We start from the raw sequence: 22,257 nt of genomic DNA, 5'->3' as shown, positions 1-22,257 counted from the left end.
ACCTACAATGCATGAACAAGCGACTGTATAAAGCGAGATTTGGTATCGGGGGTGTTATTGGTTGCGCACTGATTATTGGAAATTTTAAAGCGTCCGCTTTGACTTCTGATTTTCCTGCCGGCAACATCACTTACCCATCCGCATTTTCTAGCGTGAAATGGGAAAACATCACCGGAACTATTAAAGATAATCAAGGCGAACCTCTTCCGGGAGTAAGTGTAAAAATCAAGGGGACAAATACCGGTACTGTAACGGATATTAACGGAACGTTCAGACTTAATTTACCTACCGGGAATGAAACCTTAGTTGTAAGTTATTTAGGGTTTAGTACTCAGGAAATCGCTGTGGGAGGGAGAACTCAGTTAAACATTGTTCTGACTGAATCAACATCTTCACTAGACGAAGTAGTGGTGACTGGTTATGGAACTAAGAAGCGGTCTGAGCTGGTGGGATCTGTTGCCACAATTTCCGGTTCTGCTTTGGAAGATATCCCTGCGCCAAATATCGCGGGAGCATTAAGAGGAAGGATTGCGGGTTTAAGTGTTAACCAAGTTTCGGGCAGACCAGGCTCCAGCATTACATTGAATGTCAGAAATTCCAGCGTGTCGGATCAAGGTGCAGCCATAGGTGCAACTGCAGAACCACTTTATATTATTGACGGAATTACAGTTAGTAGCAACGAGTTTAACAACTTAGACGCATCGATGGTTGAAACCATTACAGTTTTGAAAGATGCTTCAGCAGCTATTTATGGTGCGGCAGGTGCAAAAGGCGTTGTACTGGTAACTACTAAAAAAGGTAAACAAGGAAAACCAAGTATATCTTACAACGGGTATGTAGGTGTTTCCGATGCTGCACAAACACCTGATATGCTTTCTGCATATGAGTTGGCTAACTTACTTAATGATGGTTATAAATCGCAAGGTACGGCTACGGCTAGTTCTTTTTTCAGCCAAGAGGATTTAGATTACATCAAAAATCTAAATTTCAAAAGCTGGTACGATGAAGTTTGGAGTTCGTCCTTAACTCAAAAACACAACCTAAGCGTTTCTGGCGGTAGTGATAAAATTACTTTTTTTGTGGGCGGTAGTTACCAGAACGAAAATGGCAACTATATTGGGCTTAAACAAGATAGATATGGGTTTAGAAGCGGATTGACAGCCAAAGTTGTAGAAGGTTTAACGGCAGAGCTTAATTTTAGCGTAGATCATCGAATCCGCGAAAGTAAAAGTTCTGTTTCTGAGAATGATGCTAATTTCTTTGAGTCCATTATTACAACGCCTCAGTGGGTGCCTATAAGTATAAACGGCATGTATGTAAATACATCTTTAAGAAATCCTTTAGCTATTTTAGAGTCAGGTTACTACCAGAATAGCAAGTCTAAGAGCTATAGAGTAAATGCCGCGCTAAGCTATCAGCCATCCTTTTTAAAAGGGCTTACTGCCAGGTTTCAGATTTCCCAAACCGCGGGAAATTCTAAAGGCCGACAATATGCGCCACCTTATAAATTATATAATTTTAGGAGGACAGGAAACAACAACGCGCTGTATATGGATTCGCTTGCTCGCGGTTTGAACACTCCCGACGGGATAGATCCAATTTATCAAGCGGTTTCTCCGGCATCAGCATCCTTAACTCCCTCAATATCTGAAAATAGCAGCTATCAAGGTTTTATCACCTTAAACTACAGTAAAAAAATTGGAATACACAGTTTGGACTTAACGGTCGGTGGCGAACAGACCGTAGGTAATGACGAGAATATTGAAATACAATTAACCAATCAGTTGATTCCAGGTTTTTCAGATCAATGGGCATTTGATAGAAACACTCTTGTGCTTAGAAGCAACACGATTAATGAAAGTACTAAAAGATCTTTCTTTGGCCGCCTTAGTTATGATTGGGATAAAAAATATCTGATAGAAGGTGTGGCTCGTTTAGATGCTTCTTCGAATTTTGCTACAGGTAACAGATGGGGACTTTCTCCCAGCGTAGGTTTGGGATGGGTTGTTAGTAAAGAAGATTTTTTTAAAGATAATGTCTCTTTTGTGAATTTCTTGAAGCTGAAAATGAATTATGGTATCGCAGGAGATGATAGGGTAACAGCGAGGCTTTGGCAACAACGATTTTTGTTGGATGGTGCTGGCAACGGGTACCTGTTCGGCAATAATGATGCATTAGGGATAAATCCATCTACGTTCCCTAATCTGGATATCACCTGGGAGAAAAAAAGAACATTTAATTTAGGTGTTGAAGCTTCTTTGTTCAATGACAAAGTGGACGTTAGTGCCGAATTTTTCCAAAACAAAACCTTTGATGGTTTCGATAAGGGAGCTGAACGTTTGTACCCGTTTTATGCTGGGTTTAGAGCGCCTGTTGTCAATTACCGACAAGCGTATGTGTGGGGTTCTGAATTTTCTTTGGGGTATAAAGCTAAAATCGGTAGGGAAGTTAACATGAATGCCAGTATGAACTTTTCGTACGGAAATTCTGTTGTAGACCAAATGATTTATCCTATAAGTGATGCAATTGAGACGAACCTGAATGATGGTAAATATCTTGGGAACAAGTTTGGTACAGATCCGCGTAAATATAATTCCTCTAATGTTGGTTTAATTTCAAAAGGAATGTTCCGCACCCAAGAACAGGTGGATGCATTTTTAGCCGAAAACCCTAACTATAAACTTTATGGGGTTACGCCTCAACCGGGTTGGTTATATTATGAGGACGCCAACGGAGATGGAACCATTAACGACTATGATATGGTTTATCTTTATGATAACATCAATCCGTTTTTTTCAACCAGCATAACTCTAGGAGCTTCGTATAAAGCCTTCTCCTTAAATGCGAATATTGCTGCAAGATTCGGAGGAAAAGTGTTTTATGATTCGAGGGCTAGAACCAAACCTTCTACAACCACAAATGTATTGTCTTTTTGGGCAGACCATTGGTCATCAGACAATACCGGTGGCAAATTCCCAAGATTTGATGATCCTACCATTAACAAGAATTCTGATTTTTGGGCGGTTGACGGAACGACCATTAGGATAAATAATATGTCTTTGGCTTACAAAATCCCGGCTAAGTTTGCTCAGAAGGCGGGCTTACAAAGTGCGCGTGTTTTGTTGACAGGTAATAATTTGTGGACAATTGTAAACCCATTACCTTATAAAGATCCGTACACTTCTAGCGCATATGACTACCCAACTTTACGTACTATTTCTTTAGGCTTAAGTGTGAACTTATAAAAGTAAAACGATGAAGAATAATTTTAATAAGTATATAAAAGGGGCCTGCATCATTTTGTTGGGCGCCAGCGTGATCACTTCATGTGTTAATAGTGATGATTTCTTTGAATTACCAGATAGAAATGGCTTGGATGCGGCCATATGGAGTACGGAAGGGGCCATACAATTTCATTTAAATAAAGCATATGACGTTGTTATACCTGAATTCGGTTATGAACAGTTAGGAACCACTCAATTGCATGCTCGAGCCGGAATCCACTATGCGTCTGATGAAAGTTTTTTGCCCTTTGAAGACGAATACGCGCTTGCAGCTTTAGGTTTAGGAGGCGAACCCTTAGGAAACAACAGTGTTTGGTATGTAGGTGACAAATACAGCAGTAACAAGGGGGAAAATAAATATTCTGATATCTCACGTTGTAATGACGCGATATATAATATTCCTAAAGGTACTTTACCTAGATCAGTGCAAAAAGTATATCTTGGACAGTATTATGCTTTAAGGGCAATGGTATACTTCGGCCTAGTTAAGGTTTACGGAGGCGTGCCACTAGTGTTAGAACCTCAAACTCCAGATAATATTACCGTAAGTGGAAGAGCTTCCGCAAAGGAGTGTTTCACTGCTATTATCAACGACCTAGATTCTGCAATTGTAATGCTTGACGGTTTGAAATGGGACGACGGTACGGGAAGAGGTAAACTTACAAAAGCTGCCGCATCTGCACTTAAAGGCAAGGTGATGCTGTATTGGGCAAGTCCACAGTTTAATCCTAAAGATGATGGGAAACACGCCTATGATCCTAGTCGCTGGAACCAAGCCTTAGTTGCCAACAAGCAAGCCTATGAGGATTGTTTAGCGGCTGGACACAAGCTTTCGGATCCAGGAACATATGGAGACATATTCCGAGTTGAACCAAATCCTGAGGCTATTATAGTAAGAACGTATTCTTCAACATTGCCAAAACGAGGTCATAATATCGAACAAGAAATAAGACCAAAATCAGAGGGGGGAGATGCTAAAAAAAGATATCGTCCGTCCTATGCGCTAATAAATGCTTACCCTATGAAAGACGGCAGCATACCAGGGTCTGGTAAATACGCGTACAGCGATGTGACTTTTTGGGTGAATCGCGATCCTCGTTTCGCAGCGACTATTGCCTATAACGGTGCATCTTGGCCTTTGAGTGGAAAAGCGGATAGAAAGCAATGGGGATATGCTGGCGCAAGCGGTGAGTCATCTGCAGACAACGGCGTTTTTTGCAAGCGTTTTTCGACCCCTGCTCTCGCAACAGGTTCGGTAAAATATAACGGCGACATAGGCGGAGGCAGCGGGATGGACTGGATAGAGATGAGATTTGCCGAGGTGATTTTGAATTATGCAGAATGTGCTAATGAAACTGGTGATTTAGGACTTGCCAAAGATTTAGTAAGACAGATAAGGGTAAGAGCTGGTATAGAGAAGGGGGATAAAGATTATGGTTTAGCTGACGCTAATCAAGATCAAATGCGCGAATTGATATTCAACGAGCGGTTTATCGAGTTTGCTTTTGAAAATAAAAGAAACTCAGATTTGAGAAGAATGCGTAGGATGCATCTGTTGAGTGGCAACTTAACTTCTGTCTATTTTGAGGCGAAGGATGATGATGCTAAAAAAGCACTTGAAAAAGTAGATCCAGCATCCGGAAAAATGCTCCGTGAGACCTTAAATTTAAATGATGAGAGTGTTTATCTACAATATTTCTTGCCGCCCATATCGGTTACTGAGGCAAATCGTACGTACAACGTTCCTGCGTATCATATTTTTTATACCTTCCACAACGATTTTGTTTACACAGGCAAAGACATTAAGCCTACAGTTGGCTGGGCCGGTGGAACTTTTGACCCGCTTGATTAAATTATATATAAAAGGACAGTCATGAAACAATATAAAAAATATAGTTTAGCATTACTACTATTAATAATGGTAAGCGGATGTAAGAAAGAATCTAAAAGTACTTTTGATATATTTAAAGGTTTAAATATAAGTTTTAGAGAAGCCCAAGCCGCTGATGAGGTGTATGTAGAATTTACACTATCTAAAACAGCTAGTGGAGCAAATATGGCGAAAGTGGTTTTAGTTGAGTCTGGAACATCGACAGTGGCTTACACAGCAGCCATCCCTTACAGTAGCCGTTACAGTTTTAGTCCAGGTGTAATCGTTTTAAAGTCTCCAAATCCTTCTTCTACTTCTTACATCATAAAAGTTTATGATGAGGAGGCCAAAGAAATTACGTCAGTAGTAACAATTAGTTATCCGGCTGGCAAACAAGTGGTTAATAACGCTGTGTTACTTACTGATAAAGAGAAAAAATCTTTGCCAGAAGGACAAACAGTGTATGTGGACTATACCGTTACTTCTCAAGAGCACGATATTAAATATATATGGCTTGAATCCTTTTTAGGTCTAACAGATCCATCTCGAGTTAATATTGCTACCTTAGATGATAATGCAGATATGCGTACATATCGCGGCGTTGTTCGTTTAACTCCCAATAGGGACGGTGGGATTAAATATCGTCTTTATGTAACAGATAAAGCTAATGACTACATCGGGGATGGTTACACAACAATCAACGCAACTGTCCAAACCGGTTATGAATTGTCGGCAAACAAATTTGTGTATGCTTCAAAGGCTGAATCTACCATAGACAGTCCAGAAGTAGCTACAAATGCATGTTTTTACTCCATAAAAAATAAAAAAGCTTATACGTATGCCGAAGCTACGAAAATTTCGTCAGATATTGACTTCGGTCTTTATTTGGTTGCTACAGGAAATAAAGCAATCCCTTACACCTTAAATTTATATTCCATAACCGGTGCGCCTGCTCAGGCTAAAGCCCTTTATGATTTCTCAAGTTGGACTAAAAGAGCAATTACTTATGGTCCTTCAACCCCAAGTGTAGCACAGCTTAATGGCGCAGCTGCTTTACCTTCAGCAGAGGTCTTTAGCAATATTATGGTTTCTGGAACAGCTATTAACCAAGCTGTTGGATATGGTCGTTATGCAAATCTGCTAACTAGAACTGTTGTAAACAGCATTGCAATAGGTAGCATTATGTATTTCAAGACCCCGGAAGGTAAGTATGGCGCAATATTTTTCAATAATTTCGGTAAAGACAGAAACGGAAAATATTTTGCAAATATTGATGTCAAAATAGAAAAATGAGTTTGGTTAAAGTTATTCAGCTTCATGGAGTTTAAAGTATGAAGTACATTCTTTATGGGGTGATGTCCCTTTTTACTGCTACTGCTATAACTTCGGAAGTTTATGCACAAAGCAACCCTGTTATTAAAGTTGATATAAACCATTCCGGGGGGAGAGATGAACAGACGACTGAGGATGGTTATGTGCCATGGAAAATGGGTTTAAATGCATCGATTCAAGATAGTCTGGAGGTGCAGGGTGTTAAATTTTTTATCCGTTTGTTAGGATCCAAAGGTAGCGGATTAAGTACGAGTTGGTATAAAAACTGGGCGGTTGATGTTGCCAATATCAATCAAGCCCGTTTAGTCTCAGATGGGGTAACAGTAAAGGATGGTAACGGAGGGGCGAAGATGGAATTGAGAATAAAAGGATTGCCACTTGGGGCGCAAAGCTTGCTAGTTTATTTAAACTATGTAGATGGTTACCAAACGGTTGATGTTGCGCCAATAAACGTTTATTTAAATGATGTATTATATGCAGCAGATGTGCATCCTACAGTACGTGCTAACAACGCCAATGCAAGATTTGTTTATTTAACTTTTGACGCTGCGGAAAGCGAGGACGTAGTTGTAAGGTTTGAAGCTAGTGAAAGTTCTACAGCTTTGTATAAAAACGTCTTTATAAATGGATTTGAGCTAAACGTTGGAGATTTGTCAACACAAGCTCAAAATCCTGTACCTGCTAACGCTGATGGACACGTAGTCACTAGTAGTAAAGAAACTGTTCTTCAATGGGATGCGGCGAACGAGGCTATATCACATGATATATATTTTGGTATCAATGAGCAAGCTATTTATTCGGCTGATAAATCTTCTGAATTTTTTAAGGGAAACTTTACTATCAATTCATATACGGCGGACGGTTTATATAGCATGAACACTTACTATTGGAGGGTTGACGAAGTTTATTCCGATCGAACAGTGAAGGGAAGGGTATGGTCTTTTACGCCAGCACAATTAGCTTTCCCAGGAGCTGAAGGTTATGGGCGTTACGCGCGTGGAGGTAGAGGTGGAAAGGTTGTTTATGTTACAAATCTTAATGACAGTGGGCCAGGTAGTTTACGAGAAGCGGTAACTAATAACATTGGACCTCGTACAATCGTCTTTAATGTAGGCGGAGTTATAAAGCTAGAGTCAAGGTTAACGTTAAGTGATCCTTATGTGACTATTGCAGGGCAAACTGCCCCTGGTAAGGGAATTTGTATCCGTAATAAACCATTTGGATACAGTGGTAATGATGTAATCATAAGAAATATGCGGTTGCGATTAGGAGCAGGCCCTACCAATGATGGGATGGGACTAACAGGTAATCATTCTATTATGGATCATTGTTCTATAAGTTGGACTATCGACGAAGCCTTCAGTTCAAGAAACTCAAAAAATATTACCTTGCAAAAAACATTGATATCTGAGGCTTTAAATGTAGCTGGGCATCAAAATTATCCTGCCGGTACCGAACACGGATATGCAGCAACTGTTGGAGGTAACACCGCTAGCTTGCACCATAATTTATTGGCACATTGTTACGGACGCAACTGGAGTTTAGGAGGGGGACTTGATGCCGACGGATACTTTGCAAGTCGGTTAGACATTACAAATAACGTAGTATATAACTGGGGCTCTAGGGCAACGGACGGAGGTGCTCATGAGGTTAACTTTGTAAATAATTATTATAAACCAGGAGCAGGGACTACTTTCTTTTACGCATTAAATGCACAATATGAAAATGTTGGGAAAGGAACTCAAAAATACTATTTCGCTGGCAATGTGATGCCGGGACGCTTTAATGAAAGTAACCAAACGCAGGGAAGAAAATATAGCTTGTCAAATGGAAATCCAGCTCTAACGTATGATCCATTTGTAAACACGCCGTTTTTTGCTTCTTATGTAACAACTCAATCCGCAACGCACGCTTATAAAATCGTTTTATCTGACGTTGGAGCAAACCAACCTGTTTTAGATGAGCACGATATAAGAATGGTTAAGGAAACTTTAAATGGAACGTATTCTGTGGTCGGTAGCGTAAGTAATAAAAAAGGCTTTCCTGATACAGAATTAGATGCAGGAGGTTTCGAGTCATATCCTGAGGTAAGCAGAAAAGCTAATTGGGATTCTGACAAGGATGGTTTGCCTGACTGGTGGGAAACAATAAAAGGAACCAACATTAATTCTGCGCCCAATGATTTTTCCGACGCTAATGACGATAGTGATGGAGACGGCATTACCGAATTGGAGTTCTATTTGCAATGGATGGCGGAACCGCATTATCAATCTGTAAACGGTGAAACTATAAATATAGACCTTCAAAAGTTATCTATGGGATTTACCAACTTGCCCGTTTATACGTTGTCTAATGTTGCGGGTGGTAGCGCAATCACGACAGGTGGAGTAGTGCAATTCACACCAAATGGAGCTGGATTGGCTTCGTTTGATTTTACTGTAACAGATGGCGAGGGTCATGATATGACCCGTAAAGTAAACGTTGTTACAGGGGCAGATCTTACTCAGTTGCCGGTACACTTAGTGACCTTGGCTGCCGACAGGAAAAACGGGAAGGAAGTTGAATTAAAATGGGAAACTGTACACGAGAATAATAATAGCCACTTTGAAATATTACGGTCTAACAATGGTGAAGCTTTTGAAAACTTAGGTGCTAAAATAAGTAGTAAGGCTCTTAACGGGATCAGCACCACTAACTTGTATTACGATTTTACCGATAATAATAATAATGTAGATAACACCTATTATCAATTGGTTCAGGTGGACAGGGATGGCGCCAAGAATTTGTCAGAAATTAAAGTAGTAAAAGGCAATCCAGTTGTTTTTAATGTTTGGCCTATACCTTCGAAAGGAGACATATTTGTTTCTGTTGGAGCATTAAAAGACCCAGCGTTGTTGATGGCTTTCGACGTTCTAGGAAAACAGTTGTTGACCGATAAAATCTCCTTTAACCAGACGAAAAAATTAACGATTCAAACTAAAGGCATTGTCATAATAAGGATTAAGTCGCCCTCGGGAAACGAGTTGTTTGTTAAAAAAGTCCTTGTGGAATGATTTTTGAACTACAAAAATAATTTAAACTCATTTTGCAAATTTAAAAACATCATACAGATACATGATAATATCATACAGAAATTCGTTATTTAAATGATTTAAATTTGGAAAAAGATCTTCGTATTTAAATTACCTAATATAAACTCTATAATTATTTATTATGAAAAAAGGATTACTATTTTTAAATGTGTTCATTCTTGTTTTATTCACAACTAAAGTGAGTGCACAGGATTTTGATTTGGATTTTTACCAGTATTTTAACGCTCACATGGCAGATTATGGTAAAACTGACGCTAAAAGTGCTTTCACTGCTTGGCGAGGTAACGGTTCGACAAACCCGGTTCCTAAAGTTACGCAAAACAACATTTCAGCATCTGTACTTCAGAATAATCGCGTAAATTCGCTGTCTCCTGGTAATGAACCGGATGATACAAATCCGCAATATATTAGGGCGCAATTTGGGCATAATGATTGTGCTATGATTATCGAGTCTACCGTACCTATTAAAACCTTAGCATTGGTATATCGTAGTTCCGGAACTACAGCTACAGGGTTCACCATAAGTTATGGGCCTTCAGCTGATGATGTAGATTTAGCTCCCGCAACTGTTACGTTTGATCCGGTAGATAATTCAATGAACGCGCCTGGGGTGGCGAAGTTCCATAATTTTACTGAAACCGACGTTAAATATATTGTAATCAGACGAAGTACTGGTACGGCACCAAAGTTATATCGCATTGCGGCCTCTTCTTCATCAACTTTCTCAACTCTTCCTCTAAACTTACTTTCATTCAACGCGAAAGCAGATGCTTTGGGTAAATCTGTAAACTTAAATTGGAAAACAACTAATGAGGTTAATACCAAAGAATTTTTAATAGAAAGAAGAACCGACAACAGCCAATTTGAATCTATCGGCATAAAAGCCAGTAAGAATGTGGCTGGAGAACATTCTTACTCTTACACGGATTACACCGCAGCTTCCGGTAATGTTTACTATCGTTTGAAGCAGGTAGATAATGACGGTAAATTTACTTACAGCGACGTAGTTTCCGTTAATTTATCTGGTTCAGCAACTGTTAGCGCGTACCCAAATCCTACAACAGGTTTATTAAATGTTGAACATGGACCTGTTAATGGAGGTTCTTTAAGCGTATTTGATTTACAGGGTAAAGTTCTGATATCACAGAGCCTGGCCAATGGCGCGAGTAGCACGTCTGTTAACGTTGCGAAATTAGTGCCCGGCACTTATGTACTTAACGTAACAAACTCCGGTAAACAAACAACATTGAAGTTTATAAAAAATTAATATTAACGTGTGGTGAGTTTGAAGAGGCTGTCTTAAAAGGATAGCCTCTTTTTTTGTTTTATAAGATATTTGTTTTAATAAGTGCAGAAACCTCTTGCATATATGTGTGTAATTTTTTATATTTGAATATCATATTCATATATGATTATTGAAAACCGGATTTAAACCCACTCTTTTTAGTTGATACAACAGATTAGAGCGTTTAATTAACAACACAAGGATTAATAGTTTGAAATAAGATTCTCTCCATAATTTAGATGTAATTGGTTATCTAAAAGAAAGTTCCCAATACTTTCGAAAGAGAACGGGAGCCCACAAAGCTCCCTTTCTTTTTTAAACTAAAAATCGGATGTTAAAAACTTAAAACCCAAATTTGATAAAAGCTTTACCCAATTATTTTTTACGCTTCCCGTTAGGGATATTTATAAACACCATAAATGAAACGTTGTTCTTTATTTATCTTACTCACATTTTTTTGTGGCAGCTTGTTTGCCCAATATCCTAAAATCTCGCCAGAAGTAAAACGCGAGTCCGATTCTTTAATGGCCGCCGCCAAACACCATGCAGATGTGGCTTGGGAAAAGGCAAAAGTAATTATCCAAAAAGAAGCGGCAGAGGGTAAACCGTATATCCCATGGGCCGGTAGGCCAACAGATTTGCCACAGGCAGAAATTCCGGCTTTCCCGGGTGCCGAAGGTGGGGGCGCTTACAGTTTTGGAGGCCGTGGAGGTAAGGTAATTGTGGTAAAAAACTTAAATGATAGCGGTCCAGGCTCTCTACGGGCGGCTTGCGAAGAAGGCGGAGCCAGAATCATCGTATTTAACGTTGCAGGTATCATCCGCCTAAAAACACCGTTAATTATCCGTGCGCCATATATTACCATTGCGGGGCAAACCGCGCCCGGTGATGGGGTGTGTGTAGCCGGCGAATCGGTGTGGATTGATACGCACGATGTGGTAATCCGCTACATGCGTTTCCGCAGAGGCGAAACTTTTGTAGGTCGTAGAGATGACGCCATCGGTGGAAACCCGATTGGTAATATCATGATCGACCACGTTTCTGCAAGTTGGGGTTTAGACGAGAACATGTCCATGTACCGCCATATGTATAATGATAGCACCGGCAAACAAGAAGTTAAATTGGGAACGGTAAACATCACCATCCAAAATTCTATATTCTCTGAGGCTTTAGATTATTGGAACCATGCTTTCGGAAGTACCTTGGGTGGCGAAAACTGTTCTTTCATGCGAAATTTATGGGCCGATAACGGTGCGCGTAATCCGTCTATCGGCTGGAACGGTATCTTCAATTTCGCCAACAACGTGGTGTTTAACTGGAACAACCGCTCAACCGACGGTGGCGATTATACCGCCTTGTACAACATCATCAATAACTACTACAAACCCGGCCCCGTTACAGATTTAAAAGATCCCATCAGCTACCGCATTTTAAAGCCAGAATCTGGTCGTAGCAAATTGCCTTATGTGGTATTTGGCCGTGCCTATGTAAACGGGAACATTATTGAAGGAAACGAGAAAGTGACTAAAGACAATTGGAACGGCGGTATCCAGCTTGAAAATAAGCAGGGGAATTTAATGAGCTTTGAAGAAGCGAGCGCTTATTTTCCTGCTATGAAGGTCAACAAGCCTTTCCCAATGGCCAAAATGACCATCATCCCAACTTTGCAGGCAAAAGATTATGTTTTGGCAAACGTTGGCGCAACTTTACCTAAAAGGGACCCGGTTGATGAGCGTGTAATTAAGCAGGTGCGCACCGGCAAAATTGAAGTCCATCCAAACGCAAAACCTTCAGAGTTTCAGTTTGAGCATCGCCGTTTAGCACCAGATTCGTACAAATTGGGCATCATCACAGAAATTTCTCAGGTAGGCGGTTACCCAGAATATAAAGGAACACCATATAAAGACAGCGATAACGACGGTATGCCGGATGCTTACGAGCTTAAAAACGGTTTAAACCCGAAAGACCCTGCTGATGCCGTTAAAATCACAAAAAGCGGTTATTCAAATATTGAAGTTTACTTAAATAGCGTTGTACCTGTAAACACAGTAAAACCTGTTAGCAAATGATAAAAATGAATAAAAGCATTGTGCTGGCCAGTTTTTTAGCTAGCGCGATGACTGTAAAAGCACAATATCCGGTAATCCCACCAGCTATAGAAGCTAAAGCGGATTCGGCTTTGGCCGAAGTGGAAAGACAATCGGACCTACAATTTGCCAAAGTGATGCCTATTGTAGAGGCAGAAGCAAAAAACGGCAAACCTTTTATTCCTTGGGCATCCAAACCTAGTGATTTACCGCAGGCAAAAATAGCCGCTTTCCCGGGTGCCGAGGGCGGTGGCGCGTTTACCGCTGGTGGCCGTGGCGGTAAAGTTTACGTGGTTACTAATTTAAATGATAGTGGCCCCGGCTCGTTCCGATGGGCTTGTGAGCAAGGCGGAGCACGTGTGGTGGTGTTTAACGTAGCAGGCATTATCCAGCTAAAAACCCCGGTAATCATCCGTGCGCCATATATTACCATTGCCGGCCAAAGTGCGCCCGGAGACGGCGTTTGCGTAGCAGGCGAATCGGTTTGGATTAATACGCACGACGTAGTGATCCGCTATATGCGTTTTAGAAGAGGCGCCACAGACGTTACCCGCCGAGACGATGCCATTGGTGGCAACCCGGTTGGTAACATCATGATTGATCACGTATCCGCAAGTTGGGGCTTAGATGAAAACATGTCCATCTATCGCCATGTTTACGATAAAAAAGACGGCTCTAAGCCCCAAAAACTTCCAACCGTAAACGTGACTATCCAAAACTCCATTTTTTCTGAAGCTTTAGATACTTACAACCATGCTTTTGGCAGCACCATAGGAGGGTTAAACAGCACGTTTATGCGCAACCTTTGGGCTAATAACATTGCCCGTAACCCATCTGTAGGCATGTACGGAGATTTCGGTTTTGTAAACAACACCATTTTTAACTGGTGGAACCGCAGCGCCGACGGTGGCGATAACGATTCTTTTTACAGTTTCATCAATAACTACTACAAGCCCGGGCCAATTACGCCGGCAGGCCAGCCCATATCTTACCGTATTTTAAAGCCAGAATCTGGGCGCGATAAGCGTTTCGTAAACACTTTTGGAAAGGCATACGTTACCGGTAATATTGTTGAGGGTAATGATAAGGTTAGCAAAAACAATTGGGATGGCGGTGTACAGCCCGAGACCAAAGGCGATTTAAATAAATTGCTTGATTCTATGCGCGTTAACAAGCCTTTGCCAATGGCTAAAGTGAGCGTTATGGATACCAAAGAAGCTTACGATTATGTTTTGGCCAATGCGGGCGCTAGCTTGCCTAAACGCGACGCGGTTGATGCGCGCGTGGTTGAAACCGTACGTACCGGAAAAATAAAATATGTTGAAGGTGGCAAAACAGGTGTAGGTAAAGAATTTATCAAACGCCGGTTGCCGGTGGATTCGTACAAGCAAGGTATTATTACAGATGTGAGCCAAGTGGGCGGTTATCCAACCTACAGCGGTAAGCCTTACAAAGACAGCGACAATGATGGGATGCCGGATGATTATGAAAAAAAAATGGGTTTAAACCCAAAAGATCCTAACGATGCACAGGTAATTAGCAAAAACGGTTATAGCAATATCGAAAATTACCTGAACAGTTTGGTTGATGTGAAAACGGTTGCGCCATCAACTAAGTAAGATAAATTGGATGTTTAGCCAATTATATCCAGCTGAAGCACTGACATTAAATGTGCTTAAATTCGCCCTTGGCATTTGCGGCAGTGATGAAGAAGTAAAAGCACTACCGTTAAAAGCAAATGGCGTCCCGATAGCTATCGGGAAGAGTTTTTTGTTTACTTTTTTGCGGAAAAAAAGTAAATGCCAATGCCCGGCACGAGGGCAGAAAAGACCGTGAGCGATGGGGGAATAATCAGCAAATTATATTCAAAACCACGTTAACATGAACTTTAAAAATTCATCAGTGATTGTTTCTTATCATAAAATCAAGATTAATGTGTGGATTTTAGCCTGTCTGTTGAGCTTTCAACAACAGGCTTTTTCGCAAAAGAAGAAACCGGAGCCATTTAAGCCCTTAATTTTCGACAAAGGAGGCAAGTTAAGGTACGTTGCAGACGCGCAGGGCAACCGTATTCCAGATTTCTCTTATGCCGGTTACCAAGCCGGAAACGCAGAAATACCAAACGTGGACATTAAAATTACAGTTGCGCCAAAAGCAGGGGATGCCACCGTGCGTATTCAGCAAGCTATAGATTATGTAGCCAAACAACCTTTAGATAAAAATGGTTTCAGAGGAGCGGTACTGTTGCAGGAAGGGAATTTTGAAGTGTGGGGCCAATTAAAAATGAGGGTGTCCGGCGTGGTTTTGCGTGGTAGCGGAACTCAAAAAACTACGATTACGGGTGCGGGTTTGGATAGAGAGACTTTAATTAGGGTTTATGGGGTGGACGATGCTAAAACATTGGTTAAAACCGCCATTACGGATGCTTATGTTCCGGTAAACGCTTTTAGTTTTACTTTGGCTAAGGCCGATGCTTATAAAGTTGGCGACCGTATCAGGCTTACCCGCCCCTCAACCGCAGCATGGTTGGATACCATGAAAACCTGGACTTTTGGCGGAGATGTTTCTTCTTTAGGCTGGAAACCCGGAGAAGAAGACGTGGTGTGGGACAGGCAAATTACCGCAATTAACGGGAATAAAATTACCGTAGATGCACCAATCACCGTTGCTTTGGACCAACAGTTTGGAGGCGCCTACATCCAAAAATATGAATGGAAGGGCCGAATAGAAAATATCGGCATCGAAAACCTTTCTTTGGTTTCTACTTACGATAAAAGCAACCCAAAAGACGAGAACCATCGTTGGATGGCCATCACCCTAGAAAATTGCGAAAATGCTTGGGTAAGGCAGGTCACGTTTAAACATTTCGCCGGTTCGGCGGTAAATATTTTGGCCACCGGCAGGTGCATTACCGTAGAAGATTGCAAATCATTAGCGCCGGTTTCCGAAATTGGCGGTCAAAGGCGCTACACTTTTCTTACCAGTGGCCAGCAAACTTTATTTCAAAGGCTTTACTCCGAGTATGGTTATCATGATTTTGCCGTTGGCTATTTAGCCGCCGGGCCAAACGCATTTGTACAATGCAAGGCTTATTTGCCATTTAGCTACAGCGGCGCCATTGATACTTGGGCGTCGGGCGCTTTATTTGATGTGATGAACATCGACGGCAACGCTTTAAGCTACGCCAACATCGGCCAAGATGCTCGTGGAGCAGGCTGGACCGCAGCCAACAGTGTTTTTTGGCAATGCAGCGCATCGCGCGTTTATAATTTTAAACCGCCTACCGCCCAAAACTGGGCTTTTGGTACTTGGTCCGAGTTTCAGGGAGACGGTTTTTGGGATTTTTCTAACGAACATATCAATCCACGGAGCTTGTATTACGCACAACTCGCCGAAAGGCTGAACAAAAATGTGGATGCGCGCGCACAGATTTTTAACAAGTTTAGCGAGGCGACCAGCAGTCCCACCGTAGAGCAAGCCCGGCAGATGACTTTAGCTGCTGCACAGCCGCTTCCGCTCCTAGAAGATTTTATTGATAGCGCCGCCGTCCGTAATCCTATCCCAACCAATGGAAATAAGATGACGTCTTTAGATGCCATTAAAATGACGCCGACCTTGGCAAAAGCAAAAAAAGCATATTTGCTGGTGCAAAACGGATGGTTAACGCGCAATGGCTTGGTGCTTACCGGTGGTCGCCAAAGCGTGCCTTGGTGGACGGGCGGTATCCATGGTACCGATATTATCAAGGCAAAGCCTGCAATTACACGTTACGTACCCGGCAGAGTAGGCAAAGGTTTAACCGACGATTTGGAGGAAATGACCGACAATATGCTGAAAGAAGGTAAACTAATCACCGAACAAAATTACGGTTTATGGTACGATAGAAGACGCGACGACCACGAACGTATCCGCAGAATGAGCGGCGAAGTTTGGCCTCCATTTTACGAATTACCTTTTGCCCGAAGCGGCGAAGGAACAGCGTGGGACGGTTTATCTAAATACGATTTAACGAAATACAACCCTTGGTATTGGGATAGGCTAAAGCAATACGCCAATTTAGCAGACGAAAAAGGCTTGGTGCTCATCCATCAAAACTATTTCCAACATAATATTATTGAAGCCGGTGCGCATTATGCAGATTTCCCTTGGCGTACCGCAAACAACATCAACAACACGGGCTTTGCAGAACCAGTACCCTACGCGGGCGATAAACGTATTTTCTTGGCAGATCAGTTTTACGATGAAACAAATCCGCAACGCCGGCCTTTGCACCAAGCTTATATAGAGCAGTGCCTCAATAATTTTGTAGGTAATTCTTCGGTAATTCAGTTTATTGGCGAAGAATTTACAGGCCCAACGCATTTTACCAAATTTTGGGTGCAAACTATAAAAGATTGGGAGAGTAAAACCGGCAATAAGGCATTAATTGGGCTAAGCACCACTAAAGATGTGCAAGATGCCATTTTGGAAGATCCAAGCTTAGCACCAACCATTGATATAATTGACATCCGTTATTGGCATTACCAAGCAGATGGTTCTGCTTATGCACCTTTGGGCGGACAAAGTTTAGCACCTCGCCAGCAAGCCCGCCAGTTTAAACCTAAAAAAACTTCGTTTGAGCAAGTTTACAAAGCAGTTAGAGAATATCGTGATAAATATCCGGATAAAGCTGTGATGTATTCGGGCGATAACTATCCTTCGTTTACATGGGCAGCGTTTATAGCGGGCGGTTCTTTTACAGATATCAAAGCCGAACCTGCTTTTTTACACGCGGCTGCAACCATGCGCCCAACAACTATCAAACAAAGTCCTTATGCTTTAGCAAATGATAAAGGCGAGTACATCATTTATGCAGATGCGGATGCCGACTTTGGCGCGCTAAATTTAGCTAAATCTGCAATCGCTACGTGGATTAGCCCAAGCAGCGGAAAAACCATCGTTACACAAAAAATAAATCAGATTAAAAAACCAGCAAACGGCGCCGCTGTTTTATGGATTCATAAAAAATAAATGCAATGATGTTAAAAAAAACAGTTTTCTTTCTCGGTTTGGTTGCGCTTTTCGTTTCGTGTAAGCAAAAAGAGCAAGTTGCCGAAATGGGTTTACAGATAAACAAAGACGGGAGATATTTTGAAACCAGAACCGGAAAACCATTTTTTTGGTTGGGCGATACCGGCTGGTTGTTGTTTAAAAAGCTATCACGCGAAGAAGCAGTAGCCTATTTGGATGACCGCCAACAAAAAGGTTTCAACGTGATACAGGTAATGGCTTTGCACGAGTTAGGCGTAACAGATTTCTACGGGGATTCTGCTTTGGTCAACAAAAAAATTGATGCGCCCAAAGTAACCGAGGGCAACGATTTTAACGATAGTTTGCAATACGACTATTGGGACCATGTGGAGTATGTAATTGACGAAGCCGCGAAAAGACATCTGTACATAGGTTTTGTAACCGTTTGGGGAAGCGCTGTTAAAAGTGGCGATGTACAGCCCGAACAAGCAAAAAAATATGCCGATTTTTTGGTGAAACGTTTCGGCGATAAGCCAAACATTATTTGGATGAACGGTGGCGACATTAAAGGTTCGGAATATACAGACGTGTGGCAGACCATCGGAAAAACCATCAGATTGCAAGACAGTGTACATTTAATGACCTACCACCCGCGTGGCCGTACCACATCATCCGAATGGTTTCATAAAGAAAAATGGTTGGATTTTAACACCTTCCAGTCTGGCCACAGAAGATACGATCAGGATACTTCAAAAAACGAAAAACGCCATTACGGCGAAGACAATTGGAAGTACGTTTTGGAAGATTATCCACAAACGCCAACAAAGCCAACTTTAGATGCGGAACCAAGTTACGAGGCTATCCCAGAAGGTTTGCATGATTCTTTGGAAGTACGCTGGACAGATGCAGCCATCAGACGCTATGCTTATTGGTCGGTTTTTGCCGGCGCAGCGGGTTTTACCTACGGACATAATGCAGTGATGCAATTTTATAAAGAGGGCGAAGGCCCCGGCGCCTATGGAGTTAGGAATTGGGAGTTTTACACTAAAGCTCTGAATGATCCCGCGGCTACTCAGATGCAGTACATCAAAAAGCTGATGCTTTCTAAACCTTATTTTGAGCGTGTTCCAGATCAATCCATCATCGCCAACCAAAAAGAAAAACATCAATATTTGGCAGCAACCAGAGGTAAAGACTATGCGTTTGTGTACACCTGGACGGGTAGAGATTTGGAAGTTAATATGGGTGAAATTGAGGGCAAAAAAGTAAAAGCTTCTTGGTTTAAACCTGCTGATGGTACACAAACAGCCATCGGAGAGTTCGACAACACAGGAACAAAAACTTTTGATCCTCCGGGAGACGAAAAAGAAGGAAATGATTGGGTTTTAATTTTAGAAAGTATTTAATGCGACTTAAAATCATATATTTTTTAATTGCTGTAGCATTTGTTTTTAGCTCGTGTAGCCAAAAAGCCTATCTGTTTACCTCTTTTCACGAGCCCGCAACCGAAGGACTGCGCATGCTTTACAGTACCGATGCCTACCATTGGACGGCTTTTGATACCGTTTTATTAAAGCCAGAGGTTGGCCAACAAAAAGTAATGCGAGACCCGTCAATGGTGCAAGGGCCAGATGGAACTTTCCATTTGGTTTGGACCAGCAGTTGGCGTGGCGATAAAGGTTTTGGCTATGCCAGTTCTAAAGATTTAATCCATTGGAGTAATCAACAATTTATTTCAGTAATGGACAAAGAGCCTACAACGGTAAATGTTTGGGCGCCGGAACTTTTTTACGATGACGTTGAAAAACAGTACATTATTATTTGGGCTTCTACCATTCCGTTCCGTTTTCCAAAAGGAGAGGAAGAGGAAGAAAATAACCATCGGATGTATTATACCACCACAAAAGATTTCAAAACTTTTAGCCCAACAAAATTATTCATCGACCCGGGTTTTAGCGTAATTGATGCCGTAATTGTAAAACGGGCAAAAAATGATTATGCTTTAGTTTTAAAAGATAATACCCGGCCAGAAAGAGATTTAAAAGTGGCTTTCGCCGATAATCCGTTAGGACCCTACAAAAACGTATCTGCGCCTTACACCAAAAAATTTACCGAAGGCCCTACGGTGGTAAAAGTAAAAGACGGCTGGCTCATTTATTTCGATTCTTATGATGATAAAAGCTACGGAGCGGTGAAAACTAAAGATTTTATCACGTTTGAGGATGCCAATGCAGAAATTTCTGTACCTCTAAACCATAAACACGGCACCATTGTGCCGGTTAGCAAATCATTTTTAAAACGGCTAAAGAAAAATTTAGCAACACCATAATTAAATGAAATTTTCAAAAGCAATATTACTTTCCCTAGTTGCGTGCAGCAGCTCTGTTTTTGCGCAAGATACTATCCGCTATACGGGCAATACGCTTTCAAACGTCGATTACCACCACGGGCAGCTAAGCCCGGCTATTGGTGTGCATAATATGCAGGTTTTCCGAGCAAACCGAGAACATCCAGAGTGGGCCGGTGGTAACAACTGGACTTACAACCACCAACCGCTGATGGCTTATTGGAACAACCAATTTTATCTGCAATATTTAAGCAATCCGGTCGGCGAGCATATTGCACCGGGGCAAACTTTAATGCTTACTTCTAAAGACGGCATTAACTGGAGCAAGCCAGAAATTCTTTTTCCGCCTTACAAAATCCCTGATGGCTATAAAAAAGAAGGTTATCCGGGCGTAGCCAAAGATTTATACGCCGTAATGCATCAACGGATGGCATTTTTTACCGCCAAAAGCGGTCGCTTGCTTACCTTGGCATATTATGGCATTGCCATGGATATGAAAGACAGCCCCAACGATGGTAAGGGAATTGGCCGCGTGGTGCGTGAAGTTTACAAAAACGGCACTTACGGGCCTATTTACTTCATCAGAAACAATAAAAATTGGAACAAAAAATTATCCACTTATCCGTTTTACACTTCATCAAAAGATAAAGGTTTTAAAAAAGCTTGCGAAGAGTTGCTTGCCAACCCCTTAATGATGCAGCAGTGGGTAGAAGAAGCAGACCGCGACGATCCATTAATCCCATTAAAAAAGGAATATAAAGCGTTCAGCTATTACCATTTGCCAAACGGAAAAGTGATTGGCTTGTGGAAACACGCTTTAACTTCCGAAAGCGCCGATGAAGGGAAAACTTGGGAATATAATCCATTAAGAGCGCCCGGTTTCATCAACAGCAACGCTAAAATTTGGGGACAAAAAACTTCGGACGGAAAGTACGCAACGGTTTATAATCCTTCGGAGTTTAGATGGCCTTTGGCGGTTTCAACCAGTGCAGACGGTTTAAATTATACCGATTTGCTGTTAGTTAACGGCGAAATATCTTCTATGCGCTATGGTGGAAATTACAAATCGTACGGTCCGCAATACATTCGTGGAATTATTGAGGGCAACGGAAATCCGCCGGGAGGCGATATGTGGTTAACCTACAGCATGAATAAAGAGGATATTTGGGTAGCTAAAGTTCCTGTTCCGGTTACGGCCGAAGAAACTGCTGTGGTTAACGAAACGTTCAGCCAAATGCCTGATGGTAAAGAGTTGGACAAATGGAACCTGTTCAGTCCGATTTGGGCTAGAACCCAGATTGAGAAATTGAACGGAGAAAAAGTTTTGGCTTTACACGATTCGGACCCGTTTGATTATGCCAAGGCAGAAAGAGTAATTAAACCCGCAAAAAAACTGACCGTTGAATTTACAGTTACGCCAAAACAGAACAACAACGGCGAACTCCAAATTGAACTGCAAGATGCCAAAGGTTTGCCAGCATTAAGATTAGTTTTTGATGCCGAAGGTAAATTAAAAGCTAAAGTTGGATACCGCTATTCGGGAGTGATGGATTACGAAGCTGGAAAAACTTACAAAATAGCACTGGAGCTGGACTGCAATACCCGTATTTATAAAATAAAGGTAAACGGACAAGATAAAGGGGCAAAAGTTTATTTCGCTCCGGTTAGCGCATTTAACAGAGTGATGTTTAGAACCGGAGAAGTACGCCATTTCCCCAACGCAGAAACGCCAACAGACCAAGATTATGATTTAAAAAATGCAGGCGAAAAAGCACCAGAAGCGGTTTTTTATGTTCATTCATTAAAAACCACCTATTAAAATGAACGGTTTTGAGGGATGTAAAATAATGTGAAGTGCGATGGCTTTTCATTCAATCCAGCCCAAGCACAACCGACGTAACGTTTTTTTCGCCCTTGGAATTTGCGGAAGAGATGAGGAAAGTAAAAACA

At 41.6% G+C, this 22,257-nt stretch carries 11 protein-coding genes; all 11 read left to right on the top strand.

What is annotated here, in order from left to right; all coding sequences use genetic code 11:
• Positions 1-152: 152 nt before the first annotated feature.
• The 11 genes from BCY91_RS03065 to BCY91_RS03015 all read left to right on the top strand — a co-directional run bounded on the left by BCY91_RS03065 (position 153) and on the right by BCY91_RS03015 (position 22,126).
• A complete protein-coding gene (locus BCY91_RS03065; RefSeq protein ID WP_245988992.1) occupies positions 153-3,245 on the top strand; it encodes a SusC/RagA family TonB-linked outer membrane protein in 3,093 nt (1,030 codons plus the stop codon).
• A gap of 10 nt (positions 3,246-3,255) precedes the next feature.
• A complete protein-coding gene (locus BCY91_RS03060; protein WP_120180555.1) occupies positions 3,256-5,136 on the top strand; it encodes a RagB/SusD family nutrient uptake outer membrane protein in 1,881 nt (626 codons plus the stop codon).
• Positions 5,137-5,157: 21 nt separating this feature from the next.
• Entirely contained in the window at positions 5,158-6,447 is a 1,290-nt protein-coding gene (locus BCY91_RS03055; protein ID WP_120180554.1) for a hypothetical protein, read from the top strand.
• 38 nt (positions 6,448-6,485) lie between these two features.
• A complete protein-coding gene (locus BCY91_RS03050; RefSeq protein ID WP_182995290.1) occupies positions 6,486-9,539 on the top strand; it encodes a T9SS C-terminal target domain-containing protein in 3,054 nt (1,017 codons plus the stop codon).
• Positions 9,540-9,699: 160 nt separating this feature from the next.
• Positions 9,700-10,845: a T9SS type A sorting domain-containing protein gene (locus BCY91_RS03045; RefSeq protein WP_120180553.1), complete on the top strand. Its 1,146-nt coding sequence runs from the start codon at positions 9,700-9,702 to the stop codon at positions 10,843-10,845.
• A gap of 437 nt (positions 10,846-11,282) precedes the next feature.
• Positions 11,283-12,932, top strand: coding sequence for a polysaccharide lyase (locus BCY91_RS03040; RefSeq protein WP_120180552.1), 1,650 nt, complete (start codon positions 11,283-11,285; stop codon positions 12,930-12,932).
• Positions 12,933-12,937: 5 nt separating this feature from the next.
• On the top strand, positions 12,938-14,569 hold the full coding sequence (locus BCY91_RS03035; protein ID WP_120180578.1) for a pectate lyase family protein: 1,632 nt from the start codon (positions 12,938-12,940) through the stop codon (positions 14,567-14,569).
• Between the two features lie 262 nt (positions 14,570-14,831).
• Positions 14,832-17,960 (top strand): DUF6298 domain-containing protein, encoded by a 3,129-nt coding sequence (locus tag BCY91_RS03030; RefSeq protein ID WP_120180551.1) that lies wholly within the window; start codon positions 14,832-14,834, stop codon positions 17,958-17,960.
• A 5-nt stretch (positions 17,961-17,965) separates the two neighbouring features.
• Positions 17,966-19,366, top strand: a complete 1,401-nt coding sequence (locus tag BCY91_RS03025) for a glycoside hydrolase family 140 protein (protein ID WP_245988991.1) — start codon at positions 17,966-17,968, stop codon at positions 19,364-19,366.
• Positions 19,366-20,289, top strand: coding sequence for a glycoside hydrolase family 43 protein (locus tag BCY91_RS03020; protein WP_120180577.1), 924 nt, complete (start codon positions 19,366-19,368; stop codon positions 20,287-20,289). Before BCY91_RS03025 ends, BCY91_RS03020 begins: the two co-directional genes overlap by 1 nt.
• Positions 20,290-20,293: 4 nt before the next feature.
• Complete coding sequence (locus BCY91_RS03015; protein WP_120180549.1) at positions 20,294-22,126, top strand: sialidase/neuraminidase family protein; 1,833 nt, start codon at positions 20,294-20,296, stop codon at positions 22,124-22,126.
• Positions 22,127-22,257 lie beyond the last annotated feature (131 nt).

The sequence above is a fragment of the Pelobium manganitolerans genome (genome assembly GCF_003609575.1).
Lineage (GTDB): Bacteria > Bacteroidota > Bacteroidia > Sphingobacteriales > Sphingobacteriaceae > Pseudopedobacter > Pseudopedobacter manganitolerans.
This window is presented reverse-complemented; position numbering and strand designations above follow the sequence as displayed.